Origin of the sequence: Phytohabitans sp. LJ34, assembly GCF_052068095.1 — a bacterium.
Lineage (GTDB): Bacteria > Actinomycetota > Actinomycetes > Mycobacteriales > Micromonosporaceae > Phytohabitans.
In genome coordinates this window covers 171,577-195,271 of record NZ_JBQHDG010000013.1, presented here as the reverse complement: position 1 = coordinate 195,271, position 23,695 = coordinate 171,577, and the positions used below count along the sequence as shown (strand labels likewise).

At 72.1% G+C, this 23,695-nt stretch carries 18 protein-coding genes; 9 read left to right on the top strand and 9 right to left on the bottom strand.

Annotated features, from left to right (window positions below; all coding sequences use genetic code 11):
• Positions 1 to 2 precede the first annotated feature (2 nt).
• The 7 genes from ACTMTJ_RS23710 (at position 3) to ACTMTJ_RS23680 (ending at position 9,893) form a co-directional block, all read left to right on the top strand.
• Complete coding sequence (locus ACTMTJ_RS23710; RefSeq protein WP_441219899.1) at positions 3 to 869, top strand: branched-chain amino acid ABC transporter permease; 867 nt, start codon at positions 3 to 5, stop codon at positions 867 to 869.
• Positions 866 to 1,783 carry a branched-chain amino acid ABC transporter permease gene (locus ACTMTJ_RS23705; protein ID WP_441219898.1) on the top strand — a complete coding sequence of 306 codons (918 nt, stop codon included), beginning with the start codon at positions 866 to 868 and terminating at the stop codon, positions 1,781 to 1,783. Before ACTMTJ_RS23710 ends, ACTMTJ_RS23705 begins: the two co-directional genes overlap by 4 nt.
• Positions 1,765 to 2,481 carry an ABC transporter ATP-binding protein gene (locus ACTMTJ_RS23700; RefSeq protein WP_441219897.1) on the top strand — a complete coding sequence of 239 codons (717 nt, stop codon included), beginning with the start codon at positions 1,765 to 1,767 and terminating at the stop codon, positions 2,479 to 2,481. The genes ACTMTJ_RS23705 and ACTMTJ_RS23700 overlap by 19 nt, the downstream gene beginning before the upstream one ends.
• Positions 2,481 to 3,209, top strand: a complete 729-nt coding sequence (locus ACTMTJ_RS23695) for an ABC transporter ATP-binding protein (RefSeq protein WP_441219896.1) — start codon at positions 2,481 to 2,483, stop codon at positions 3,207 to 3,209. Before ACTMTJ_RS23700 ends, ACTMTJ_RS23695 begins: the two co-directional genes overlap by 1 nt.
• 6 nt (positions 3,210 to 3,215) lie before the next feature.
• Positions 3,216 to 4,004: a class I SAM-dependent methyltransferase gene (locus tag ACTMTJ_RS23690; RefSeq protein WP_441219895.1), complete on the top strand. Its 789-nt coding sequence runs from the start codon at positions 3,216 to 3,218 to the stop codon at positions 4,002 to 4,004.
• Between the two features lie 1,333 nt (positions 4,005 to 5,337).
• Positions 5,338 to 7,107, top strand: a complete 1,770-nt coding sequence (locus tag ACTMTJ_RS23685) for a glycoside hydrolase family 6 protein (RefSeq protein ID WP_441219894.1) — start codon at positions 5,338 to 5,340, stop codon at positions 7,105 to 7,107.
• 122 nt (positions 7,108 to 7,229) lie between these two features.
• On the top strand, positions 7,230 to 9,893 hold the full coding sequence (locus ACTMTJ_RS23680) for an EAL domain-containing protein (protein WP_441219893.1): 2,664 nt from the start codon (positions 7,230 to 7,232) through the stop codon (positions 9,891 to 9,893).
• 483 nt (positions 9,894 to 10,376) lie between these two features.
• Here the strand turns inward: ACTMTJ_RS23680 and ACTMTJ_RS23675 are convergent, their stop codons facing one another.
• The 9 genes from ACTMTJ_RS23675 to ACTMTJ_RS23635 all read right to left on the bottom strand — a co-directional run bounded on the left by ACTMTJ_RS23675 (position 10,377) and on the right by ACTMTJ_RS23635 (position 20,323).
• Positions 10,377 to 11,165: an alpha/beta fold hydrolase gene (locus ACTMTJ_RS23675; protein ID WP_441219892.1), complete on the bottom strand. Its 789-nt coding sequence runs from the start codon at positions 11,163 to 11,165 to the stop codon at positions 10,377 to 10,379.
• Complete coding sequence (locus tag ACTMTJ_RS23670; protein ID WP_441219891.1) at positions 11,162 to 12,016, bottom strand: SDR family oxidoreductase; 855 nt, start codon at positions 12,014 to 12,016, stop codon at positions 11,162 to 11,164. The genes ACTMTJ_RS23675 and ACTMTJ_RS23670 overlap by 4 nt, the downstream gene beginning before the upstream one ends.
• Positions 12,009 to 13,469 carry a flavin-containing monooxygenase gene (locus ACTMTJ_RS23665; protein WP_441219890.1) on the bottom strand — a complete coding sequence of 487 codons (1,461 nt, stop codon included), beginning with the start codon at positions 13,467 to 13,469 and terminating at the stop codon, positions 12,009 to 12,011. Before ACTMTJ_RS23665 ends, ACTMTJ_RS23670 begins: the two co-directional genes overlap by 8 nt.
• Positions 13,470 to 13,517: 48 nt before the next feature.
• Positions 13,518 to 13,904: a VOC family protein gene (locus ACTMTJ_RS23660; protein WP_441219889.1), complete on the bottom strand. Its 387-nt coding sequence runs from the start codon at positions 13,902 to 13,904 to the stop codon at positions 13,518 to 13,520.
• Positions 13,905 to 14,199: 295 nt separating this feature from the next.
• On the bottom strand, positions 14,200 to 15,576 hold the full coding sequence (locus ACTMTJ_RS23655) for a hypothetical protein (protein WP_441219888.1): 1,377 nt from the start codon (positions 15,574 to 15,576) through the stop codon (positions 14,200 to 14,202).
• Positions 15,573 to 16,862 (bottom strand): hypothetical protein, encoded by a 1,290-nt coding sequence (locus ACTMTJ_RS23650; RefSeq protein ID WP_441219887.1) that lies wholly within the window; start codon positions 16,860 to 16,862, stop codon positions 15,573 to 15,575. Before ACTMTJ_RS23650 ends, ACTMTJ_RS23655 begins: the two co-directional genes overlap by 4 nt.
• Positions 16,863 to 16,920: 58 nt before the next feature.
• Complete coding sequence (locus ACTMTJ_RS23645) at positions 16,921 to 18,510, bottom strand: DUF4331 domain-containing protein (RefSeq protein WP_441219886.1); 1,590 nt, start codon at positions 18,508 to 18,510, stop codon at positions 16,921 to 16,923.
• 254 nt (positions 18,511 to 18,764) lie between these two features.
• Positions 18,765 to 19,727 (bottom strand): hypothetical protein, encoded by a 963-nt coding sequence (locus ACTMTJ_RS23640; RefSeq protein WP_441219885.1) that lies wholly within the window; start codon positions 19,725 to 19,727, stop codon positions 18,765 to 18,767.
• Positions 19,724 to 20,323 carry a hypothetical protein gene (locus ACTMTJ_RS23635; RefSeq protein ID WP_441219884.1) on the bottom strand — a complete coding sequence of 200 codons (600 nt, stop codon included), beginning with the start codon at positions 20,321 to 20,323 and terminating at the stop codon, positions 19,724 to 19,726. The genes ACTMTJ_RS23640 and ACTMTJ_RS23635 overlap by 4 nt, the downstream gene beginning before the upstream one ends.
• A gap of 174 nt (positions 20,324 to 20,497) precedes the next feature.
• On the opposite strand from ACTMTJ_RS23635, the gene ACTMTJ_RS23630 reads away from it, so the two are divergent.
• Positions 20,498 to 23,197, top strand: a complete 2,700-nt coding sequence (locus ACTMTJ_RS23630) for a nitrate- and nitrite sensing domain-containing protein (RefSeq protein WP_441219883.1) — start codon at positions 20,498 to 20,500, stop codon at positions 23,195 to 23,197.
• Entirely contained in the window at positions 23,197 to 23,619 is a 423-nt protein-coding gene (locus tag ACTMTJ_RS23625) for a roadblock/LC7 domain-containing protein (RefSeq protein WP_441219882.1), read from the top strand. Before ACTMTJ_RS23630 ends, ACTMTJ_RS23625 begins: the two co-directional genes overlap by 1 nt.
• Positions 23,620 to 23,695: the final 76 nt, after the last annotated feature.

Genomic DNA, 23,695 nt, shown 5'->3' with positions numbered 1-23,695 from the left:
CAGTGGAGCCGTACCTGATTCCGGCGCTCGACGGCGTCGCGTACGGTCTGCTGCTTTTCGTGGTCGCCGCGGGGCTGGTGTTGAGCTTCGGCGTCGCCGGGATCCTCAACCTGGCCCACGGCACCCTGTACGCGATCGGCGCCTACATGGCGGCATGGCTGGCTGACGGAGGCTGGGCCGCGGTGCCGCTGGCGCTGGTCGCCGGGGTGGTCGCCTCCACAGCCGCGGGCACGGCATTGGCCGGCCTGCTCACACCGGTGAAGCGGGGCGACCACCTCACCCAGGCGCTGCTGACCTTCGGGCTCGCGCTGGCCGGCGGGAGCCTGCTGGTCAGCGCGTTCGGCCCGGAGGACCTGCCGGTGCGCGTGCCGGTGGCGCTGGACCGCCCGATCGACCTGGCCGGCCACCCCTACGCCGCGTACCGGCTGGTCTTCATCGTGGTCGCCGCGGCGATCGCGGTCGGCCTCTACCTGACCGTGACCCGCACCCGCGCCGGCATGCTGGTGCGGGCCGCGGTCGACGACCCGCAGATGGTGGCCTGCCTCGGCGTCGACCCCACCCGCGTGCGGGTCGGCGTGCTCGCGGTGTCGGGCGCACTCGCCGGGCTCGCCGGTGTGCTCGGCGCGCCGATCATCGGCCCGGGGCCGTCGACGGCCGCGACCGTGCTCCTTCTATCTCTTGTCGTGGTCGTGCTCGGCGGCCTCAACTCCGTCGGGGGCACGCTGCTCGCGGCACTCGCGGTGGGAGAGATACAGACCCTCGGGGTCGCTCTGCTTCCGACGGCCGCTCCTTTCCTCTTGTACGCGGCCATGGCCCTGATCCTCGCCGCCCGCGCGCGAGGCCTCCTGCGGCGTTGGAGCATGGCGTGAAACTACTTGCGGTCTTGGGCGCCGTCGCGGTGGCGGTGCCGTGGTTCGTCGACGACTACACGACGGCCACGGTGGCACGGATCCTCGTGCTCGGGCTGGTAGCGGTGAGCGTGGCGCTGCTGACCGGCGTCACCGGGCTGCCCACGCTCGGGCAGACGGCCCCGTTCGCCGCCGGCGCGTACACGGCCGCCCAACTCGACGGGCCGGTGCAACTCGTCGCCGCGATCGGCGCCGGCGCCGGCTTCGCGCTGCTCACCGCGCCGCTGGTGGTGTACGCGCGGGGCGTGTACGTACTCATGATCACGCTGGCGATCGGCGAGCTGGCGATCATCGTGGCCGGCCGCTGGAAGTCGGTGACCGGCGGCACCGACGGGCTTATCGCGACCACCACGCTCGACACCGACCGGGCGCGTTACCTCTACGCCCTCGCGGTGGTCGTCGTGATCCTCGCCCTCGTGCTGCTCGCACTCCGCTCGCCGGCTGGGCTGCTCCTGCGGGCCAGCCGCGACGACGAGGCGCGGATGCGGGCCAGCGGTCATCCGGTGACGGCGTACCTGACCGGGGCGTACGTGGCGGCGGGCGCGATCGCCGGCGCGGGCGGGGCACTCCTGGTCACCACCCAGCAGTACGTCTCGCCGGCCGACTTCGGGTTCGATGTCGCCGCCCTGCTCCTGCTGGGGGTGGTGATCGGTGGCGCCGGGTCGATGCTCGGCGCGGTCGCGGGCACGGCGCTCGTCTTCGCCGCCCGCGACTGGCTCTCCGGCCTGCTGCCCGGACACGCGCCGCTGCTCCTCGGCGCGCTGTTCGTGCTGACGGCCTACCTCCTGCCACGCGGGGTGGCGGGATTCGACTGGCGCCGTATCGGTCGGCGGGACCGTGCGGCGAAGGGGGTTCTATGGCGGACATTCTCGTAACGGAGGCACTCACCCGGCGGTACGGCTCGCTGGTCGCGGTGGACCGGCTCGACATGCGCCTCGTACCGGGCGAGCGCCGGGCGGTCATCGGGCCGAACGGCGCCGGCAAGACCACACTGCTCGACCTGGTGGCCGGCGCGATCCGGCCCAGCGGCGGGCGGATCCGCTTCGACGGGCAGGACATCACCGGCTACGGGCCGGCGCGGCGGGCGCGGCTGGGGATCGGCCGGATCCACCAACGTCCGGCGGTGTGGCCATCACTGACCACATTGGACAACGTGGCCGTGGCGGCGTCCCGGCGGCGGGGCGGGGTCAAGCGCTCCCGCCGCCCGGCCATCGAGCTGCTCGACCGGCTCGGCCTGGCCGACCACGCGGGAGTACAGGCCGAACGCCTCTCGCACGGCCAGCGGCGGCAGCTGGAGATCGCCATGGCGCTGGCCGGCGAGCCGCGGCTGCTCCTGCTCGACGAGCCCGCGGCGGGACTGTCCGCTGTGGAGTTCGAACGGCTCGGCGCGGTGCTCGGCGACCTGCCCGAAGACGTGACCGTACTGCTGGTCGAGCACCGGCTCGACCTCGTGTACGCGCTCGCCGACGTGGTTACCGTGCTGCGCGACGGCCAGTACGTGGTCACCGGCACGCCGGACGAGATCCGGGTGTCGCACGCGGTGCGGCAGGCGTACAGCGGGGCGGTGGCGTAATGGCCGTCGCTCTGCGCGTCGACGACCTCTACGCCGGCTACCACGGCGGGCGGGTGTTGCATGGCGTCGGGCTCTGCGTCGAGGCGGGCACGGTGCAGGCGCTCGTCGGGCGCAACGGCGCCGGCAAGACCACGCTGGTACACGCGATCGCCGGCCTGCTGCGCCCGTACTCCGGCGTGGTGGAGATCTGCGGCGCGGACCTGGCGGGCCGGCCCGCGCATCAGGTGGCGCGGGCCGGGGTGGGCATCGTCCCGCAGGGACGGCGGGTCTTCCCCAGCCTCACCGTGGCCGAACACCTGAAGCTGGCGGCCCGCCACCAAGAAGGTCCGATGTGGACCGTCAGAGGCGTGCTGGAGCTGCTGCCTCGCCTGGGCGAGCGGCTCGACCACCGGGGCGACCAGCTCTCCGGCGGCGAGCAGCAGATGCTCGCGATCGCCCGCGCGCTGCTCACACAGCCCCGGGTGCTGTTGCTCGACGAGCCCTCGGAGGGGCTCGCACTGGACCTGGCCGCACGGGTACGCGGCCTCGTCACCGGCCTGGCCAAGGCCGGACTGGGCCTGCTGCTCGTCGAGCAGCGGCTCGACCACGCGATCGAGGTGGCGGACCGGATCGCAGTCCTGGATTACGGGCGCGTGATCTACGACGCGCCAACCGCGCGGGTACGCGCGGACCCCACGACCGTCCAATCGATGCTCAGCATCGACCAGCCACTACCGCAAGGGAGCTGACCGATCGTGCCCACCGGCTACTCGTTCGACAACCACGCACCAGAGGCCGACGCCCAACTCGCCACGCTGGAGGCATTCCTCGACCCGCTGACGGGCGCCCGCCTCCGCCCGCTCATGCGCGCCGGTGCGACCTGCTGGGAGGTCGGCGCCGGCGGCGGCTCGGTCGCCCGGCTGATGGCCAGCGCCGTCGGACCCGAGGGCCAGGTGGTCGCCTCCGACATCGACCCGTCCCACATAACCTCCGGTGGCAACCTCACCGTGGTGCGCCACGACGCCCGCACCGAGCCGGCCCCGGCGGGCGGCCCGTACGACCTGATCCACGCCCGCCTGCTCCTGCTCCACCTGCCGGAACGCCGCAAGGTGCTGACCGAGCTGGTCAACGCGCTGGCTCCCGGCGGCTGGCTGGTGGTCGAGGAGTTCGACTGCACGGCGCCGCTGCGCGTGCTGACCGCGCCGACCGATGACGCGGCCAAGCTCTTCGGGCAGGTCATGGAGGCGATCCTGGGTTGCCTGCGCGACCGCGGCGCCGACCTGGCGTGGGCCCAGGACGTGCACACCGAGATGGCGCTGGCCGGCCTCACCGACATCGACACCATCACCCACTCACAGAGCTGGACCGGCGGCTCGTCCGGCGCCGCCCTGCACGACCTCAACTCCCGCACCCTGGAGCCGCGGCTGCTGGCGTCGGGGATCTCGCTGGACCAGCTGCGCGCGTTCCGGCAGCTGTCGCGGGACCCGGCGTTCGCGTCGCTCTCCTACCAGTTCGTCTCCACCCGCGGCCGTAAGTCCCTCTAGCTCTTGTCGTTCGCGGCGCGCGGGCTGCCACCCTCCGGCCCCCGCGCCGCGCCCCAATCAAGACCGGCTTCTTGCGCGGATTTGTCCGCGTCCGCGTCAGCGGCGGGCCGTGTGCGCGGGGTCCCCGGGGAAACGTGGAGCGCGGCGGAGCGTTTTCTTGGGGTGCTTTCCCGCGGGCACCGTTCCCGGCCGGCGGCTCGCAGCGCTCGCCGAAACTCCCGGCCGTCCACTGCCAGGTCCGCGGGACAAGCCCCCGCAGGAGTCTTCGCGACCGTACCTCCGCCACCGTGACGCGCCGTGACCAGTCCGGGATCGGGCCTTCGAGATCTAGGACGTTTAGGGTTGATATAGCGCCCTAACTGTCCTAGATCTCGAATCTTGCGCCGCTCACACCGTCGCAGCGGTTACTCGCGGCGACGAAACCCCCGTGGCTTTCCAGGATCGCCCTCTTCCTCCCGGCCGGCTGCGCGCAGAGCGCGACCAAAAGCGGACGGTGAGGCCGCGGGAAATGCACCCCAAGAAAACGCTCCGCGGCGCTCCACGTTTCCCCGGGGGCCCCGTGCAGGGGTCCGGACCACGACGGACGTCGCGGTAGCTCAAATCTCTGTCCAGATAAGGGATTCAGGGATCGAAGGGTGATCGGCGGCCAGCTTGTGGATCGTGGTCATCTGGACCCCTCCAGGGGCGTTGAGTCCTCGGCGCCGATCAAGGGCCAGTCGGACGGTGACACACAGGCACTGGAAATACCGGCCAACGATCCCGGGAGAGTTAGGGCGCCATATCAACCCAAAGTCGCCTAGATCTCAAGCCTCGCCGTCGCATTCGCTTATGCGGCGTTGCCGCCCTGCGGTCGCCGAGGGCTTGGACCGCGGACCTGGCGGCGGAGCGGGGGAGCTCGGCTCGCTCCGCGGGCCGCCGACCTCCGCGGAGGGTCGGTGTGGAGGCCCGGCGACGGGTCCACGGGCAGCTAGGGCATCGAGTCGCGCCGATGCGTCCGATCTGTCTTGGTACCGGAAAGCCAGGTAGGAATCGCTTTCTTGCGGAGCTTCTTGTGCATGGGAGCCCTCCCATGCAAGACTCGCTCTACGCATTCGGGGGAGCCGATGCGAGTGAGCTTCGCCAGGGCACGCGGGCCGGTCTCCAGCCGTTCCGCACGGCGGACCACTTCCCCCAGCCTTCAGGCTGGGCGGGATCTCACCATCTCCAGCTTGCCTTCCGGGCCGGCGAGCTAACCCTAAGGCGTGCCTGCGGCGCGCGCGTCCGCGACGCCCGCGGCCCGCCGGGCCAGAGCTATCCGCTCTGGTTGCCGCGCGACGATGTAGGAGTAACAGGAATGAGACTCGTCTCGAGTCGTACCCGGAAACAGCGCCTCGCCATTGGCGCGGTCGCTGTGCTTGGCTTGGGCGGCCTCTCGGTGATCCAGGCTTTGCCAGCCAGCGCCGCCGCGGGTTGCAGCGTGACCTACAGGGTCACAAACCAGTGGACCCCAGGGTTCCAGGGCGACATCGCCGTACGCAACGTCGGCGACGCCTGGACCTCGTGGAGCCTGACGTTTTCGTTCGCCAACGGCCAGACCGTGCAGCAGGGCTGGGGCGGCCGCTTCTCGCAGAGCGGCAGCAATGTGACCGTGGCCAACGAGGGGTGGAACGGCAACGTCGCCAACGGCGGCTCGCTCAGCCTCGGCTTCATCGGCAACTGGAACGGCACCAACTCGGCGCCGACCTCGTTCTCGGTCAACGGCACCGTCTGCACCGGCTCGCCGGTGACGACCAACCCGACGACCGGTAACCCGACGGGCAACCCGACCACGAACCCGACGACCACCCCGCCGACCACGAACCCCACGACGGGTCCGCCCGGGACGCGTGTCGACAACCCGTACGTTGGCCGTGGCTACGTCAACCCGGAGTGGAAGGCCAAGGCGGAGAGCGTCTCCGGCGGTAGCCGGGTCTCCAACAACCCGACCGCGGTGTGGATCGACCGCATCGCCGCGATCGAGGGCACCAGCGGCAGCAGCTCGAACGGCCCGATGGGCGTCGAGGACCACCTGCTCGCAGCGGTCCAGCAGGGCGCGAACTACATCCAGTTCGTGATCTACAACCTGCCCGGCCGCGACTGTGCCGCGCTGGCGTCCAACGGTGAGCTCGGCCCGACCGAGATCGACCGGTACAAGACGGCGTACATCGACCCGATCGCCGCGTACCAGAACGACGCGCGGTTCCGCAGCCTGCGGATCATCAACATCATCGAGATCGACTCGCTGCCGAACCTGATCACGAACGTGTCCGGCCGGCCGACCGAGACCGCGATGTGCAACACGATGAAGTCCAACGGCAACTACGTGAACGGTGTCGGATACGCGCTGGCCAAGCTTGGCGCGATCCCGAACGTGTACAACTACATCGACGCCGCGCACCACGGCTGGATCGGCTGGGACGACAACTTCGGCCCGACCGCCGAGCTGCTCGCCACCGCCGCCCGCGCCCAGGGCAGCAACATCGCCAACGTGACCGGCTTCATCGTCAACACGGCCAACTACTCGGCCCTGTCGGAGCCGTACATCACGGTTACCGAGCAGAACCGCCAGTCCAAGTGGATCGACTGGAACCGGTACAACGACGAGCTGAGCTTCGCCCAGGCGTTCCGCACGCGGCTTGTCCAGGCCGGCTTCTCGTCCAACATCGGCATGATCATCGACACGTCCCGCAACGGCTGGGGCGGCTCGGCCCGCCCGACCGGCCCGCGTACCACGGGCACGCTCGACGAGCAGATCAACGGTTCGAAGATCGACCGCCGTATCCACAAGGGCAACTGGTGCAACCAGAGCGGCGCCGGCCTCGGCGAGCGTCCGCGGGCCAACCCCGGCCCGGCTGGCATCGACGCCTACGTGTGGGTCAAGCCTCCGGGTGAGTCGGACGGTTCGAGCACCCTGATCCCGAACAACGAGGGCAAGGGCTTCGACCAGATGTGCGACCCGAACTACGCCGGCAACGCCCGTAACGGCAACAGCATGAGCGGCGCGCTCTCCGGCGCTCCGATCTCCGGTGCCTGGTTCGCCGCTCAGTTCTCGCAGCTGATGCAGAACGCCTACCCGCCCCTGTAAGGCGACAGTGAGTACAAGGTAAGGAAGACATGAAGAGGCTGCGGGGTCCGGGCGAAACGCCCGGGCCCCGTGGTCATTCCCGATTGCCGGACGGCGCGCGCAAGATCGGCGTAGCCTCGCAGGTGTCGGGAGATCTGACCCTGGGCGTGTTGACGCCCTTCCTCGGCGGCTGGTATTTCGGCGGGCTGCTGCGTGGCATCGCGCGCTCCGCCGCGGTCGAGGGCGCGAGCGTCGTCGCCGTGCAGACGCTTGACGCCGGCACCGACCAGACCGAGGTGGAGCCCTCCGACCTCTCCTATCCGGTGGCGTGGCGGCGCGTCTCCGGGTTCATCGTGATCATCAACGCGGTGCACCCGGGCTACCTCGCGGCCGTCCAGGAGGCCGGCAAGCCGGTCGTGATCGTGAGCCACGAAGTGCCGGAGCTGGACTGCCCGGTGGTGGTGCCGGACAACGGCAGCGGCATCCGCGAAGCGGTGGCCCATCTCGTCGCGCACGGCCACGAGCGGATCGCGTTCGCCGGCTACCTCGGCGCGAAGGACATCCGCCAGCGGTACGAGGCGTACCGCGAGGCGCTCCGCACGCATGGCATCGAGCCCGACCCGGGGCTGCTCTTCCCGATCGAGGACAACCAGATGTCCAGCGGCGAGGAGGCCGCCCGCGTGGTGATCGGCGCCGGCATGCCCGCCACCGCGGTCATCACCGGCACCGACGCGAACGCGATCGGCCTCATGCAGGGCCTGATCGCCGCCGGCTACCGGGTGCCGGAAGACCTGGCCGTGGTCGGCTTCGACGACGTGCGTGGCGCGCAGTACAGCCTGCCCCGCCTCACCACCGTCAACCACCCGGTCGACACCATCGGGCGGACCGCGGCCGACCTGCTGGTGCGCCGCATCCGCGGTGAGGCGGTGCCGCGCGGCCGGCAGTACGTGAGCACCTCGCTCGTCGTCCGCGAGTCGTGCGGCTGCCGGCGCCACGACACCGGCGAGGCGCCCACTCTGCCGCCGCTGGCCCGGATGGAGGCCGAGGGGCGGGCGCACTTCCGCGAGCGCACCCACCTACAGGGCATCCTCAGCAAGCAGTACGTGGTGAGCATGGACCTGCTCCGCGCGCACGAGGAGGACCCGCGCCGGCTGAGCTGGCTCGGCCGCACCAGCGCGCGGGCCGGCAGCCTCGGGCTCTGGACCGACCCCTCCCGCACCGACCCGCCGCTCGACCTGGTCGGCGTGTACACGCGCGACAAGCCGAGCACCGCCCAGCCGCTGGTGATCCCGGTGAGCGAGTTCCCGCCGCCCGACCTGCTCGACGTGGCGCGGCAGGACGGCGACGCGGTCACGTTCGTGGTCCCGGTCAAGGTCGACGGCAGCGACTGGGGGCTGCTCGCGGTCGTCGACGCGGTCGAGACCCGCACCGGCACCGGGCGCGAGCCGATCAATCACTGGGCCGCGCTGCTCACCGTCGCCCTCGACTACCAGCAGGTGCTTGCCACACTCCGCGAGCAGGAGGAGCGGCTGCGGGTGGCCGCCCAGTACGACCACCTCACCCACCTGCCCAACCGCACCCTCTTCCTGGAACGCCTCCGCGAAGCGATGCGCGACGGCGAGGAGTGCGCCGTCCTCTTCGTCGACCTCGACGGCTTCAAGGTGGTCAACGACAGCCTCGGGCACGCGGCCGGCGACGCGCTGCTGATCCAGGTGGCCAACCGGATCTCGCACAGCCTGCGCGAGCGGGACACCGCGGCCCGGTTCGGCGGCGACGAGTTCTTGATCCTGCTCGACGGCGTCGCCGACCCGTACACGCCGACGCAGGTCGCCGAGCGCCTGCACGCCGCGCTGGCGCCCCCGTTCCGCCTGCAAGGGCAGGAAGTCGTGGTGACCGCCTCGATCGGCATCACGCTGGGCGGCCCGAGGTACGCGGACCCCGAAGACCTCGTGCGCGACGCGGACATCGCGATGTACTGGTCCAAGTCGCAGCGCAAGGGCTCGCACGCGCTTTTCGACGTGGCCATGCACGCCAAGGCCGTCGTGCGCCTCCAGATCGAGACCGAGCTGCGCCGGGCCATCGAGCGGGGCGAGCTGGAGGTGCACTACCAGCCGATCGCGCAGCTCGTCGGCGGCCGCACCCGCGCGTTCGAGGCGCTGATCCGCTGGCGGCACCCCACCCGCGGCCTGGTGCTGCCCGAATACTTCCTCGCGGTGGCCGAGGAGACCGGACTCGTCATCCCGATCGGCCGCTGGGTGATCGCCGAGTCGTGCCGGCAGCTGGCCGCCTGGCAGCGCACCCCCGGGCGCGAAGACCTGCGGATCAGCGTCAACGTCTCCAACCGCCAGTTCTGGCAGGGCGGCCTTGTCGACGACGTGGCGGAGGCGCTGCGCGTGTCCCGCCTGCACCCCCGCTGCCTGGCGTTCGAGATCACCGAAGGCGTGATCATGAACAACGTCGGGCTGGCCCGCAAGATGCTCGAAGACCTGCACAACCTGGGCTGCGAGCTACACATCGACGACTTCGGCACCGGCTACTCGTCGCTGGAGGCGTTGCACCGCCTACCGATCGACGCCCTGAAGATCGACCGCTCCTTCGTGGCCCGGCTCGGCGTCGACGCCAAGAGCAGCGCGCTCGTGCACACGATCGTGCTGATGGGCAGCAACCTCGGCCTCCAACTCATCGCCGAGAGCGTGGAGACCGAGGAGCAGCGCGACCACTTGCTGCGGCTCGGCTGCGCCTACGGCCAAGGCCACCTCTTCTCCGAGCCGGTGCCCGCCGAGGATGCCGAGCGCCTCATCTCGTGACCCCTCCCCAAATCTTCAGAGATTTGAGCTACCGCGACGCCCGTCGTGGTCCAGACCGCTGCTCCCGCAGCCTCACCCTTCGCGGTTGGTCACGGTCACCCCTTCCCGGGAGGGGATTCGCCGACAATGTCTGTTGCCGGGTCGGCGGCGACGTGAGGACCCGGGCAACCCAAGCTTGAGACACACCACAACAGCGTCACCCTGAACCCGAAAGGTCTCTAGACCGCTCCCACGCACGACGCCCTCCCCTTGCTGGCGGCGGGCCGATGGGGGTGGCCACTCCAGGGAAGCAGAGCAAATGCATCCCACGCGCACCTACCCAGCCGGGGCCCGTAGGGCCCGGCGCAGCCGCCGGGCTGGGCGTGACCAGCGGCGGATGGGAGAGGCCGCGGGAGCAGCGGTCTGGACCACGACGGGCATCGCGGTAGCTCATTTTCGAAATTGGATTTCGAAAGCGGACAGAGAGCGCGGGCAAATCCAAGGTCAAGGAGTCGAGCGGGTGGCGCCTGTGGTCGTGAGGATCACCGAGGCGACGAGGTCCGGGTTGTCGCTCATCGGCACGTGGCCGCAGCCGGGCAGGTCGACGTGGCGGGCCTCGGGCAGTGCCGCCTTCGCGCGGGCGGCCTGTCGGTAGGGCAGGATCTTGTCGCGCGTGCCCCAGGCGATGGTCACCGGCACGGGCGGAGCGCCCTGGTAGGCGTATGCCCGGCCGGCCCTGGCCACCGCGCGGAAGGCGTGGCCGTCGCGGAGCGCCAGCGCGTCGGAGAGGGCCACCTCGGGCGTGATGCGGCCGGGGCGGGCGCAGATCATGCCGAAGCAGAGCGCGCGGAAGGCGCCGTACCGGAACGCGGTGCGCATGAACGGCTCGGGCAGCCGGGTGCCCCACCGGTGGGCGGTCAGCGTGCCGATCGCCCAGCGCAGTTCGCGGCGGTTCCAGAAGCCGGCGGGGGAGAGCGCGGTCACCGACGAGACAAGGCCGGCGTTGGCCAGCTCGAGCGCTATCGCGCCGCCGAGGCTGTTGCCGGCCACGTGCGGCCGGTCGAGGCCGAGGTCGGTCAGGAAGGTCGCGACGCCGTCGACGGCCTTGGCCATGTCGCGCGGCGGGCCCTCGGCCGGCATCGGGGATCCGCCGAAGCCGGGCAGGTCGACCGCGATCACGTCGTGTGCCTCGGCGAGCCGGTCGAGTACCGGCAGCCAGGCTTGCCAGTGGTGGCCGATGCCGTGCAGCAGCACGAGCGGCTCACCGGCGCCGCGCCGTTCGTACACGATCATCGGCCACCGCCGTGCCGGCCGAAGGCGCGTCCCAGCGCGCGGACCTGCTCCTCCATCCGGGGCACGCCGGTGCGGGCGCTGTGCCCGACGATCGCGTCGCTGAGCGGGCTGAGCATCACCGAGCGGATCGCCTGCACCGCGCCGATCGCGCGCGGCACGTACACCTTGCGCCGGCGCCGCTCGATCGCGTCGACGAACGCCCGCGCGCACGTCTCCACGGAGGTGAGCGTGCCGAGCGGCCACGGCAGCTTGTGCAGCGTCTCGCGAAACTCGGGCATGTCCTCCTGCACGTCGCGGACCATGTCGGTGTCGACGAACGACATGTGCGCCGTGCCGACCCGGACGCCGCGGTGCCGCAGCTCCAGCCGGATCGCGTTGCCGAACTGCTCCACGCCCGCCTTCGACGCGCAGTACGCCGCCATGCCGGGCAGCGCGGTGAACGCGGCGGCCGACGAGACGAGCAGGCAGTACCCGTGGCTGGCGATGAGGTGGTCGACCGTCGCCGCGACCGTGCGCATCACGCCGACGAGATTGACCTGCACGGTGTGTGTCATCGCCTCGATGTCGCCGGCCGCGATCGTGCCGCGCGGGAAGATGCCGGCGTTGGCCACGACCGCGTCGATGCGCCCGTACCGCTCGACCGTCCCGGCGGCCGCGCGGTTGAGCGACGACTGGTCGGTCACGTCGGCCTCGAACCAGGCGCCGCCGGTCTCGGCCGCGACGGCGGCGAGGCGCTCGGGCTCCAGTCCGGCGAGCACTACCGTCGCGCCGCGGGCCGCCGCCAGCCGTGCGGTGTGCGCGCCGATGCCCCGGGCGGCGCCGGTGATGAACACGACCTTGCCGTCAAGCATTGGCCACCACCTCGTAGTCGGCGGGATCGAAGCGCCTGGTGCGCAGCCGGTACGACCAGGTGTAGCCCGGCCAGATCGCGGCGACGCGGCCGGTGGCGTCCTGGTACCAGCTCTTGCAGCCGGTCTGCCACACCGTGCCGACCATCTTCTTGTCCACAGTGGAGATGAACCCGCGCTGTGCGGCCGGCGTCGGCTCGATCGCGGCGGCGCCGGTGCGGTCGAGGTGGCGCAGGGCGTCCAGCACGTACGCGAGCTGGCACTCCATCATGAAGACCACCGACGTGTGCCCGGTGCCGGTGCCCGGGCCGAGCAGCAGGAAGAGGTTGGGAAAGCCGGCGACGGTCGTGCCCAGGTATGCCTTCGGCGAGCCCTGCCACACCTCGGCGAGCGTGCGCCCGTCGCGGCCGCGGATCTTCTGGGCGATCGGGTTGTCGGTGACGTGAAACCCGGTGCCGAAGATGATCGTGTCGACCTCGCGCACGGTGCCGTCGGCGGCGACCACCGCGTCGGGGCGCACCTCGGTGACGGCGTCGGTGACGACCTCCACATTGGACCGGGTCAGCGCGGGGTAGTAGTCGTTGGAGAGCAGGACCCGCTTGCAGCCCATCCGGTATCGCGGGGTGAGCTTGGCGCGCAGCTCCGGGTCGGGCACCTGCTTGCGCAGGTGGGCCCGGGCCATCCGCTGGCCGAGCCGCATCATGACCGGCTGGAGAAACGCGGTGCCCTGCCAGAACTCCCGGAGCCAGTAGATGCCCGCGCGGGCCAGCCGCTGGGTACCCGGCACCGCCCGGAACACGCGCCGCTCCAGCCGGCTGATCGGCCGGTCGGTCTTCGGCATCACCCACGGCGCGGTGCGCTGGAAGACGTGCAGCCGCTCCACGTCCGGCGCGATCGCCGGCACGAACTGGATCGCGGACGCGCCGGTGCCCACCACCGCCACGCGGCGGCCGGTGAGGTCGAGGTCGTGGTTCCACTGAGCCGAGTGGAAGACCTCGCCGGTGAACGTCTCCAGCCCGGGCAGCTTCGGCTGCGCCGGCTCACAGAGCGCGCCCGTGGCGGAGATGAGGATGTCCGCGCTGTACGTGCCCGTGGACGTCTCGACCATCCACCGGCCGCCGTCCCAGGCCGCGGTGTGCACCTCGGTCGCCAGGCGCAGGTGCCGGTCCAGGCCGTACACGGCGACGCGGCGGCGCAGGTAGTCCCAGATCTCCGGCTGCGGGGAGAAGCTGCGGCTCCACTCCGGATTGAGATCGAAAGAGTACGAGTAGAGGTGCGAGGGAACGTCGCAGGCGCAGCCGGGGTAGGTGTTGTCGCGCCAGGTGCCGCCCACCTCGGTGCCCCGGTCGAGCACCACGAAGTCGTCATATCCCCGCTGCTTGAGCCGGATCGCGGCGCCGAGGCCGCTGAAACCCGCCCCGATCACCGCGATCCGATGGTGCTGTGGACCCGCCATTCTCGGAAGTTACCATCGGGTAACGCCCCGGGGAAGGGCGGCTTTCGATCAGGCCGGCGCGGCGTTCTGCCAGAGCCCGACGACGTTGCCCTCGGTGTCGCTGAAGTAGCCGACGAACCCCATGTCGCCGACCGCCATCGTGCCGGCCACCACCTTGCCGCCGTGCCTTTCCACCGTCGCCAGCGCTTCGTCGACACTGTCCACGCCGATCGTGAGCGTCGGCGCGGAGACGGGGGACTGGCGCGGGGTGAGCCCGCCGTTGATGGCGCCCGGCTCGATGGGCATGCCCTGCTCGTCGCTCGGTGTGGTGACCACCATCGTGTACGACATCTCCGGCACGGGGGTGAGCTGCCAGCCGAAGGCGTCCCGGTAGAAGGTCTGCGCCCGCTCCATGTCGTCGGCGGGCATTTCGAAGTGAACGATCTTTCCGCTCATGGTGCGTACCTCCCTCGTGGCCGACTCTAAGCCCGTGCGGTGCTAACGCGTTGAGGAATGAGCTCACTGGCACCGGTCGGTCGACGATCCGCACGTCGCCGAGCCAGCCGTAGAAGCCCTGCTCGATGATGCGGTCGTAGTGGTACGCCGGCGGGGTGGGCGCGACCAGCAGCGGACGGGTGAGGCCGCGGGAGCAGCGGTCTGGACCACGACGGGCATCGCGGTAGCTCGGATCTCTGTCCTTCGAACGGGGTTTCGTGGCCGTGGCGGTCGAAGCGGTTGTCGCCGGAGGTTTCTAGAAGACGCCTGCGGCGGCGCGGGCGGCTACGCCGGCGCCGACCATCATGACCAGCGTGGCGGTGCCGGCCGGAGCCAGCTTCGAGAAGCGCTGGGCGAGCGCGGGGAGCTTGGGCAGGCGGCCGAGGCGGCGTTGGGCGGCGACCAGCGCCAGGCCCACCGCGGTGAGGGTCGCGGCCATGCCGACGCCGTACGCCAGCACGAGCACCACGCCGAACGCCGTGCGCCCCAGCCCGATCGCGGCCAGCAGGACCACGATCGCGGACGGGCTGGGCACCAGGCCCCCGGCGATGCCGATGCCGGCGAGACCGAGCCGCCCTGAGCCGCCGTGGTGATGGTGGTGGTGATGCCCGTCCCCATGGTCGTGATCGTGCGAGTGCGTGTGGCCGTGGTGGTGATGGTGATGGTGTGCGCCCTTGCGGCGGCGGACGAACATGCCGATCCCCACCGCGACCACGATGGCCCCGCTCACGATGCCGAGGTAGCCGAGCAGGCGGTCCCCGGCGAGCGTGCTGGACGTGGCCAGCAGCAGGCCGACCACCAGCACGCCGCCGGTGTGGGTGAGCGTCACGGTTGCGCCGACCGCGAGCGCGTCGCGGATCCGGCGGCGCTGGGCCGCGGCGTAGGCGGCCAGCACTGTCTTGCCGTGCCCGGGCAGTGCCGCGTGCCCGGCGCCGAGCAGCAGTGCCAGCAGCACGGCGAGCAGCCCGACGGTCGGGGTGAGGCGGCCGCCGGCCAGCTCCTGGAAGCGCCGCTCCACGCCCGCGGTGACGCCGGCGAGCAGGCCGTCGTCCGGGCGGCTCAGTGCGGCGCCCGCCGTGCCGTCGCCGGGGGTGACCCGCAGGGTGGCCGAGCGTACGTCCGGCGCGGACGACAGCGGGTCGGCGGGATAGGTGCGTAGCTCGTCGCTGATGCTCTCGGCCGGCAGTGACGACTCGACCCGCACGCCCTCGCCGCGGGCGGTCATCTCGCGCCAGCCGATCCGGTCCGGCGCGTACCGGTTTTCCACCGTCACCGTCGCGGTCTCCAAGCGGACCGCGGCCGACAGCTCACACGTGAGGCGGCTCGTCCTGAGGCCCCCGCTGCCCTCGACGTAGGCGAAGTCGCTCGACTTGAGAGTCCACTGTAGAGCTTCGCCGTCGACGGCCGCGGAGAGTGCGAGGTCCGCGCAGGTGGGTTCCGCCGTGGCCTGGAGCGTCGGGATCTCGGCGAAGTCGACGACCGCCGTCGCGTCGATCCGGTCAGGGTGCATGGTCAGGCCGGTGTACTGGTTGACGGAGAAGTTGCCGAGCGGGTGCGCACTCGCCGGCGCGGCCGGCAGCAGCAGGAAAGCGAGCGGTGCGGCGGCGAGCGCGAGCAGCCAGCGGCGTTTCATCGGGTGACCTCCGGTCCCGCGAGCAGGGTGCGCGCCAGCGGCGCGTCGGTGGGCGAGAAGTGGGGGTTGAGGCGCAGCGCCGCGGCCAGGTCGGCCTTTGCCGGGCCGGTGCGGCCCAGACCCAGCTCGATCACACCCAGGTGGTACATGTACGTGGCCGACTTCGCTCCACTCTGGACCGCCGCGCGGGCGTACCGCAGGGCTTCGGCGTCCCGCCCGGCGTGGTGCAGCGCCCAGGCGAGGTTGTCCGCGACGTCGGCGTGGCTGCGGCGCGACCACTCGCCCCGCGCCTCCTTCAGCGCGGTGGCGGGGTCGCCGGCGGCCAGGGCGAGCGCGGTGCCGGTCAGCCCGTCGACGCCACCCGCGGCGGTGAAGAGGCGGTGGCCCGCGACGGCCAGATCGAGCTGGGCGTCCGCCTCGGCGGCCCGGCCGGCGGCGCGGAGCAGGTCGGCGTACTCGAGCACATAGGACGGTGTTGGCGCGCGGTGGGTGATGTCGGCGTACCCGGCGAGGGCCGCCTCCCGCCGCCCGGCGGCCCAGTCGGCGCGTGCCTTGCCGCGCCGCAGCGTCACGGATGTGGGGTCGGCGGCGAGGCCGGCGTCGTACTGGCGGGTCGCCTCGTGGAGGTCGCCGGCGTGCCAGGCGAGGTCGCCGAGCTGCACCCGGCAGAAGCCGATGTCGGAGGGGCTGAACGCCGCGTCGAGTGCCCGCCGCATCAGGTCGGTGGCCTCGGCGACTTTGCCGCGCAGCTCAAGGTCGTAGGAGGCGCGGGCGTACGCGGACAGGCCCGGCCGCAGGTCGAGCTGGCGCTGTACCGCGGCGGTCGCGGCGGCCACGTTGCCCAGCTGGGTCTCCGCGTCGGCGAGCACCGCGTAGGCGTCCGCGTCGTGTTCGTTGATCTTCGTGGCGTCGAGGGCGAAGCGCCGGGCGGCGGCGAACTCGTGGCGGGCGTTGGCCAGCGCGCCCTGCGCGACGAGCGCCTCGCCGTTGCCGGTGGCGCGTACGGCCAGCGACCGGCGGACCGCCTCGTCCGCGCGCGGGTAGTTGGTGGGGTCGCCGGTGGTGCGGCCGCGCTCGACGTACGCGACCGCGAGCGCCGCCCAGCCGCGCCAGTCGCCCGGGACGAGCCGGACGCGTTCCTGCGCGCGGACAATCGGGTCGGCAGGTGCGGCGGCCGCGGCCGGCGCGGTCGCCGGGGTGTTTCCGGTGGGGCCGAACACGGCCGCCGCACCGGTCACCGCGACGGCGAGCGCCGCCGCGCCGCCGATGAGGACTGTCCGTCGCATGTGGAGCCTCCAGGGAGAGCGGGCGCGCCGCGCTGGGGCGGCGCGTCCGGAACGAGGGTCAGAACCGCTGGGTGCGCTGGTCCGCGAGGCGGACCCGGCGGCGCCACAGCCAGGCGAGGACCAGCAGGCCGAGGCCCGCGCTCGCCGCGACCCCGACGGCCGCCGCCGCGATGGTGGCGGGCATGTCGTCGTCGGCCTTGCTGGCGAACCCGGCCGGAGTCAGGGCCGGACCGTCCGAAGAGGACCCGTCGGCGGCAGCCGGCTTCACGCCGTCGCCACCGGTGTTGACGCCGACGCCGTTGGGCAGCGCGAGGTACGGGAACGTGTCGCTGAACTGCTGGTCGTTGGCGTCGACCTTGTCGCCGGCGGCCAGCGCGTCCACGATCTTGCCGGTCTGCGCCGCGCCCTCGAGCGCCTGGATCTCGATGTCCAGCACGTCGTCGGTTAGCCGCCGCCCGTTCGGGAAGCCCTGGAGGTCGCCGGCGAGCACGCCGAGCCGGTTGGGCTCCGCGGTGACGGGCACGGTCAGGTTGAGCCGCAGCTGCTCGGACGGCACGAACCGCTTCGGATTCACGTCCTTGTTGTTGAGCTGCGAGTTGAGGTCCGCCTTGATCGGCCCACCGGCCTTGGTGGTGATACCGGTCAGGAAGATCTCGACAAGGTCGTTGCGGGGTGTCGCCGGCGCCGGGATGCCGTAGATCTTCTCGATCAGCATCGGCACCTCGGGGTTGGTCACCCGCTTGACGATGGTGGGGTTCTTGGCGTCCTGGTCGGGGCGGGAGGCGTTGAACGCGTCCTTGAGCCCGGCCGGCACGACAACCTCGTTGACCAGCGGGTTGCCGAGGCGGGAGACCTGCACGCGGTCACCCGACGAGCCGCCGCCGGCGAGCCGCACGCGCGGCCGGTCGGTGGTGGTCCACACGCCGATGTTGGGGTTGCGCTTCGCGTCGCCGTTGAGCGCCACGTCCTTGAACGGCACCTGGAGGACGATCGTGTTGACGTTGTAGCCGGCGACCGTGTCCTGGCCGGTCTCGCTCAGGTCGCCGCCGTACAGCAGGTCGAAGACCCGCAGGTCCAGGAAGAACGGGTCGTCCGCCTGGCCGGCGTAGATCTTCCAGCCGCCGGGCAGCTGGATCGAGGCCTGGTCGCGCAGCTTGGCGTAGTCCGGCATGGACGCCGGGCCGACCCGGGACGGCGCCACCGGCCCGCGGGTCACCCGGGTCTTGAACGGCTTGCCGCCGAACGAGGACTCCATCGTGTACGTCTGGCGGACCAGCAGGTTCTCGTCGTCCAGCGAGGTCACCGGGCCGTTGTTGTAGAGGAACGTCTTGGTGCCGCGGCGGTCCTCGGTCTTGAACTTCCAGCGGAAGACGGCGTCGGCCTTGGCGTCGCCGTCGCTGTCGACGTTGATGTTGTAGGTGGCGTCGGTCGCGAACGGGTAGAAGTTCGGCCCGCCGTTGGGCTCCTCGAACGGGATCCAGTTCGCCACGAAGGTGACGTAGTCGGGCCGGTCGGGGCTGACGAACGCGTACAGGTCGGTGTTGTCGACGGCCGGGTCGGCCGCGATCAGTGGCGCCTCACGGTGGCTGGAGGCCACGGCGCCGCTCGGCCCGAGGCCGTAGAGCCCCGCGCCGCCGAGCACGGCCATCGCCGCGAGTGCGGCGGCGCCGCGCCGCGTGGAGATTGAACTTTTTTCAACCTGGACGGCGCGGCGCTTACGCTCACGGCGGACCGAGAGGTGAGGTTGAAAAAGGTTCATTAGGGTGCTTATGGACATCGGGGTTCCTTCCGCCCGGTGCGAGGTGATGCCAGGCGTTCGGAACCCCGATGTGTGCCGGACGGGTCGCTGTCAGATAGCTCGCATTGAGCAATCCGCGGGCCCGCGGGATGCGAATAGCGTTGTCAAAGCCCGAGCAGGCGGTCCAGGAAGTCGCGGTGGCGGCGGACGACGGAACGCAGCTCCTCGGTGTCCTCACCGGACCAGCCGCTGAGCGACTCCTTCTGCCGGGACAGCTCGGCGGTGAGCGCACCGACGGCCTCCTCGACCAGCTGGTTCGCCTCGCGGGCGGCACCGGCCGGGTCATCGATGAAGCGGAGCTGCACCTCGCGCCACCGGTCGCGGTAGCCCTGGGCGGTCCCCTCGCCCCACAGCCCGGCGACCGGCTCCTCGACGGCGGGCGCCGCGCTGGGCGCCGCCGGGGTGTCCACGGCCGGCGCGATCTCCGGGAGGTCGGCCGCGCCGTCGACCGGCCGCTCCGCCGTGTCCTGGTAGGCCCGCTCCTCGGCCGCACGGTCCGCGTCGAGCGCGGTCGTGTCGCCGCGGAGGTCATCGCGGGTCGTGTCCGTGTCGCGGTCGTCGCGGCCGTCCCGAACAGCGTCGGGGTCGGTGCCGAAGTCGCGGTCATCGACGGCGCCCTCGGCGCCGGGGTCGGTGTCGCGGACCTCGCGGGACGGGCCCGCCTGCGCCGCCGCGGCGACCGCACCGCCGACGGTGGCCGCGCCGAACGCGGTCTCCTGCGGCGCCGGCTCGTCGAAGTGGGACGAACGGGTGTCGACGGCGGTCAGGTCGTCCGGGTCGTTTCGCTCGCCGGTGAGCACCGGGTCTTCGAACGTGCCGCGGTCGTCGATCGCGTCCTCGGGCACCCGGTCGGTGACGTCCTCGGCCGCGTCCCGCCGCGCGTCGTCCCGGTCGCGGTCGTCGACCACGCCGTTCCGGTCGTGCTCGTCGACGCCGTCCCGGTCGCGGTCCTCGTCGACAACGCCGTCCCGGTCGCGGTCCTCGTCGGTGGGCGGCGGCACGGGAACCGGATCGGAGGTGACCCGCTCGGGGGTCTGCTGGTTGGCCATCGTGTGTCCCTCTCTCACCGGTTGTTCTCGTAACCGTCGGCCGTCGGCGCGGCCTCCTCGGCGGGCCGGCGAGCGGTGGGCACGGCCTCGCGGCCGAGCAGCTCGGTGACCATCTCGCGGTAGTGCACGAGCGCCTCGCGCAGCTGCTCGGTGTCGCTCTCGCCGCGGTCGACGGCCTCGCGCACCGAGTGCGCCTGGCGGTAGTGGTCGAGCGAGCGCGAGTGCTCGACGGACAGGTATGCGGCTTGCTCCTCGAAGTCGCCCGCGGGGTAGCCGCGCTCGGTGGCCATGCGGCCCACGAGGTCCTCGGCGGCGCTCACGGCCTCGACCGGCGACTCGACGAAACGGATCTGGATTTCTTCCCACTCCGCGGCGTAGCGGGCGCGGGACTCGGGGCTGAGCGGCCTGCGGTCCAGTTCGGCGTGCCGGCGCTCGCGCTCGCGCAGCTCGCGCTCGGCGGCCGACCTGCCCTCGCGCTGTGCGACGAGGCGGTCGTACTCGGGGCCGAACCGGTGACGCAGCGACCACCGGCGGTACAACATCCAGCCGGCACCCGCGGCGGCCAGCACCGCGAGCACGACGATGAGGGTGACAACGATCTGCGTGGCTGACATGGGTGTGTAGTTCCCGCTCAACCATGATCAACAATCCCCGAGCCGGCAAAATCTCGGCGCGATTAGCGTTGATCTTCGGTGCTCATTTCGCGCGAGAAGGGGCACCTTGATACTTGCGGGGGCAATGTATCCTGCCCAAGGCTGCCGTACCGTACCCCCGTCGGGCGAGGTCTCATGAATACAGGCAACTGGTCGATCCGCGCGAAGATTATCGCCCTGGTCACCGTGCCCCTCGCCGCCCTTTTGGCGCTCTGGATATTCACCACGACGCTCACGGTCGGCCCCGCATTGGCCCTGCTCGGGGCGCAAAAGCTCCTCGACGAGGTGGGCAGGCCGGGCGAAAGCATGGTGGCCGAGCTACAGCGCGAGCGGCGGCTCTCACTCGTCTACCTCGCCGGCAAGGGCGAGCTGCCGGCGCTCGGCGAGCAGCGCAATCGCACCGACGCCGCGGTGGCCGAGTTTCGCCGCCGGGCCGGCAGCCCCGACCTGCACGACACCGCCGAGGGCCGGCTCCGCAGCCACCTCGACCAGCTCTTCACTTCGCTCGACCTGCTGCCCACCGGCCGCGGCTTCATCGACCGGCGGGAAATGGACCAGGCCGGCGCGCTCGGGCTGTACAGCGGTGTGATCGACGGCGGGTTCCGGGTCTTCGAGATCATCGCGGACGTCGACGACGACGACCTCAACCGCGAGGCCCGCGCGATCACCGCGTTGGGCCGGGCCCGCGAGGTGCTCGGGCAGTCCGACGCGCTGCTGGCGGGTGCGTTCGCGGCCGGCAGGTTCTCCGGCGGCGAGCATGCCCAGCTGGTGCAGATCATCGGCGCCCACCGCTTTCTGTTCGCCCAGGCCCTGCCCGCGCTGCCGGACGCCGAGCGGGTCGCCTACCAGCGGATGACCGAGGGCGAGGCGTTCACCCGGCTCCGCGGGCTCGAAGACCGCGTGATCGCACAGGGGCGCGACGGTCAGGCCCTGCCGATCACCGCCGCGTCCTGGCAGAGCGCGTACGAGCCGGCCGTGCGCCAGCTGCGCGAGTTCGAGCTCTCCAGCGCCGACGCGCTCGCCGAGCGGGCCACGCCGGTCGCCGTCGGTGTGCTGCTCCGCCTGGCGCTCGCCGGCCTCCTCGGCCTCGCCGCGATCGCCCTGTCGCTGCTGATCTCCCTGCGCGTGGGCCGGTCGCTGATCCGGCGCCTCAGCAGCCTGCGGGAGAGCGCGATCGACCTGGCCGACCGGCGGCTGCCCGGGGTTGTCGCCCGGCTGCGGCGCGGCGAGGAGGTCGACGTCGCCGAGGAGGCGCCCCCGCTGGAGTACGGCAGCGACGAGATCGGCCAGCTCGGCCGGGCGTTCACCGAGGCGCAGCGCACCGCCGTGCAGGCCGCGGTCGACGAGTCGACGCTGCGGCAGGGCTTCAACGAGGTGTTCCTCAACATCGCCCGGCGCAGCCAGGCGCTCCTGCATCGCCAGCTGGCGCTGCTCGACTCGATGGAGCGCCGGAGCACCGACCCGGACGAGCTGGAAAACCTCTTCCGCGTCGACCATCTCGCCACCCGCATGCGGCGGCACGCCGAAGACCTCGTCATCCTCGCCGGCTCCGCGCCGGGCCGCGGCTGGCGAAACCCGGTCGGCGTGATGGACGTGATCCGCGGTGCGGTGTCCGAAGTGGAGGATTACTCCCGGGTCGCGATCACCAAGGCCGAGCCCGCCGACATCGCCGGCCGCGCGGTCGGCGACCTGATCCACCTGCTCGCCGAGCTGATCGAAAACGCGACGTCGTACTCGCCGCCGGAGACGAAGGTGCAGGTCACCGGCGCTTCGGTGCCCAATGGGTACGCGGTCGAGATCGAAGACCGCGGGCTCGGCATGACGCCAGAGGCGATCGGCGAGGCCAATCGCAAGCTGAGCCGGCCGCCCGACTTCGATCCGGCCAACAGCGCTCGGCTGGGCCTGTTCGTGGTGGCCCAGCTCGGCGCGCGCCACGGTGTGAAGATCCAGCTGCGCAGCTCGCCGTACGGTGGGGTCACCGCCGTCGTGCTCGTTCCGCCCGACCTCGTCACCCCGCGCGACGAGCCGGCCGCGCTGCCGGCCGGCCCGGCCGGTGCCGAGACCCGCCGGGTGCGCCGGGCCCGAGCGCTCGCCAGCATCGACTCGGGGCCGCGCCGCTCGCTGGAGGCGGTGGCCCGCCCGGTGCTGGTGCCCGCTCCCGTCATCGAGCCGGAGGAGCCCACCGACGCGTCGCTCACGGCGGGGCCGGATGGGCTGCCCAAGCGCGTGCGCCAGGCGAGCCTGGCGCCGCAGCTGCGCGGCGAGCCGGCCGGCCCGCTCACGCTCGACCGGGCCGACGCGGAGCCGCCGCCGCGCACCGCCGAGCAGGCCCGCGCCACCATGGCCGCCCTCCAGGCCGGCACCGCCCGCGGCCGCCGCGACGCCGACGCGATACCGCCGAGCCGGCCGCCCGGTGCCGTGCCGCTGGCGCGGAGGGGTGGCGCAGACGCTCCGGCCGGGCCCGTGCCGCTCGCCCGGGGCACCGCGTCGCCACCGCCGGGCGCGGTCGTCCCCCCGCCCGCGGCGGCCACCGGCGAGGCGCCCGAGGTGGTCGACGGCCTGCCCCGCCGCAAGCGGGCCACCGACGCCCCACCCTCCCGGCGGGCCGGTGCGGAGGGACCTCCCGCCCGCAGGTCCACGGGCGGCGGGCTGCCGCGCCGCAAGACCGGCGACGGACTGCCCACCCGCAAGCCCGGAGTCGCCGGCGCGGAGGCGTTCCCGGTCGGCGACAAGCCACCCGCGGACGCCAACGGGCACGGCAAGCTGGCCGCGGACGACGTCGGGCCGGCAGGCGACAATGGTGAGCCGCCCGCCGAGCCGGAAGGAGACAAGTAGTGGTGTCGACGACCAGCCCGGCCGCCAGACTCAACTGGCTGCTCGACGATCTCATCGAGCGGGTGCCGTCCGCGCACCACGCCGTGGTGCTCTCCGCCGACGGGCTGCTGATGGGCTCGTCGCACGGCCTGACCCGAGAAGACGCCGAGCACCTCTCCGCCATGGCCGCCGGCTTCCAGAGCCTGGCCAAGGGTGCGAGCCGCCACTTCGAGACCGGGCCGGTGCGGCAGACCGTGGTCGAGATGGAGGGGGCGTACCTCTTCGTCACGGCCGCCGGGCGCGGTGCGTGCCTGGCGCTGCTGGCCGGCATCGACTCGGACATTGGCTTGATCGCATATGAGATGGCGATGCTGGTCGCGCGGGTGGGGCAAAACATGAGCACACCCATGCGCCACCCGACGGTGCCCTCCGATGCGGGGTGAGGCCTCCGGGGCTGAGCCGGCTGACGCGCGGGCCGCGCGCGTTGGCCCCGGGGACGGCCGCCTCCGTCCGTCCTCG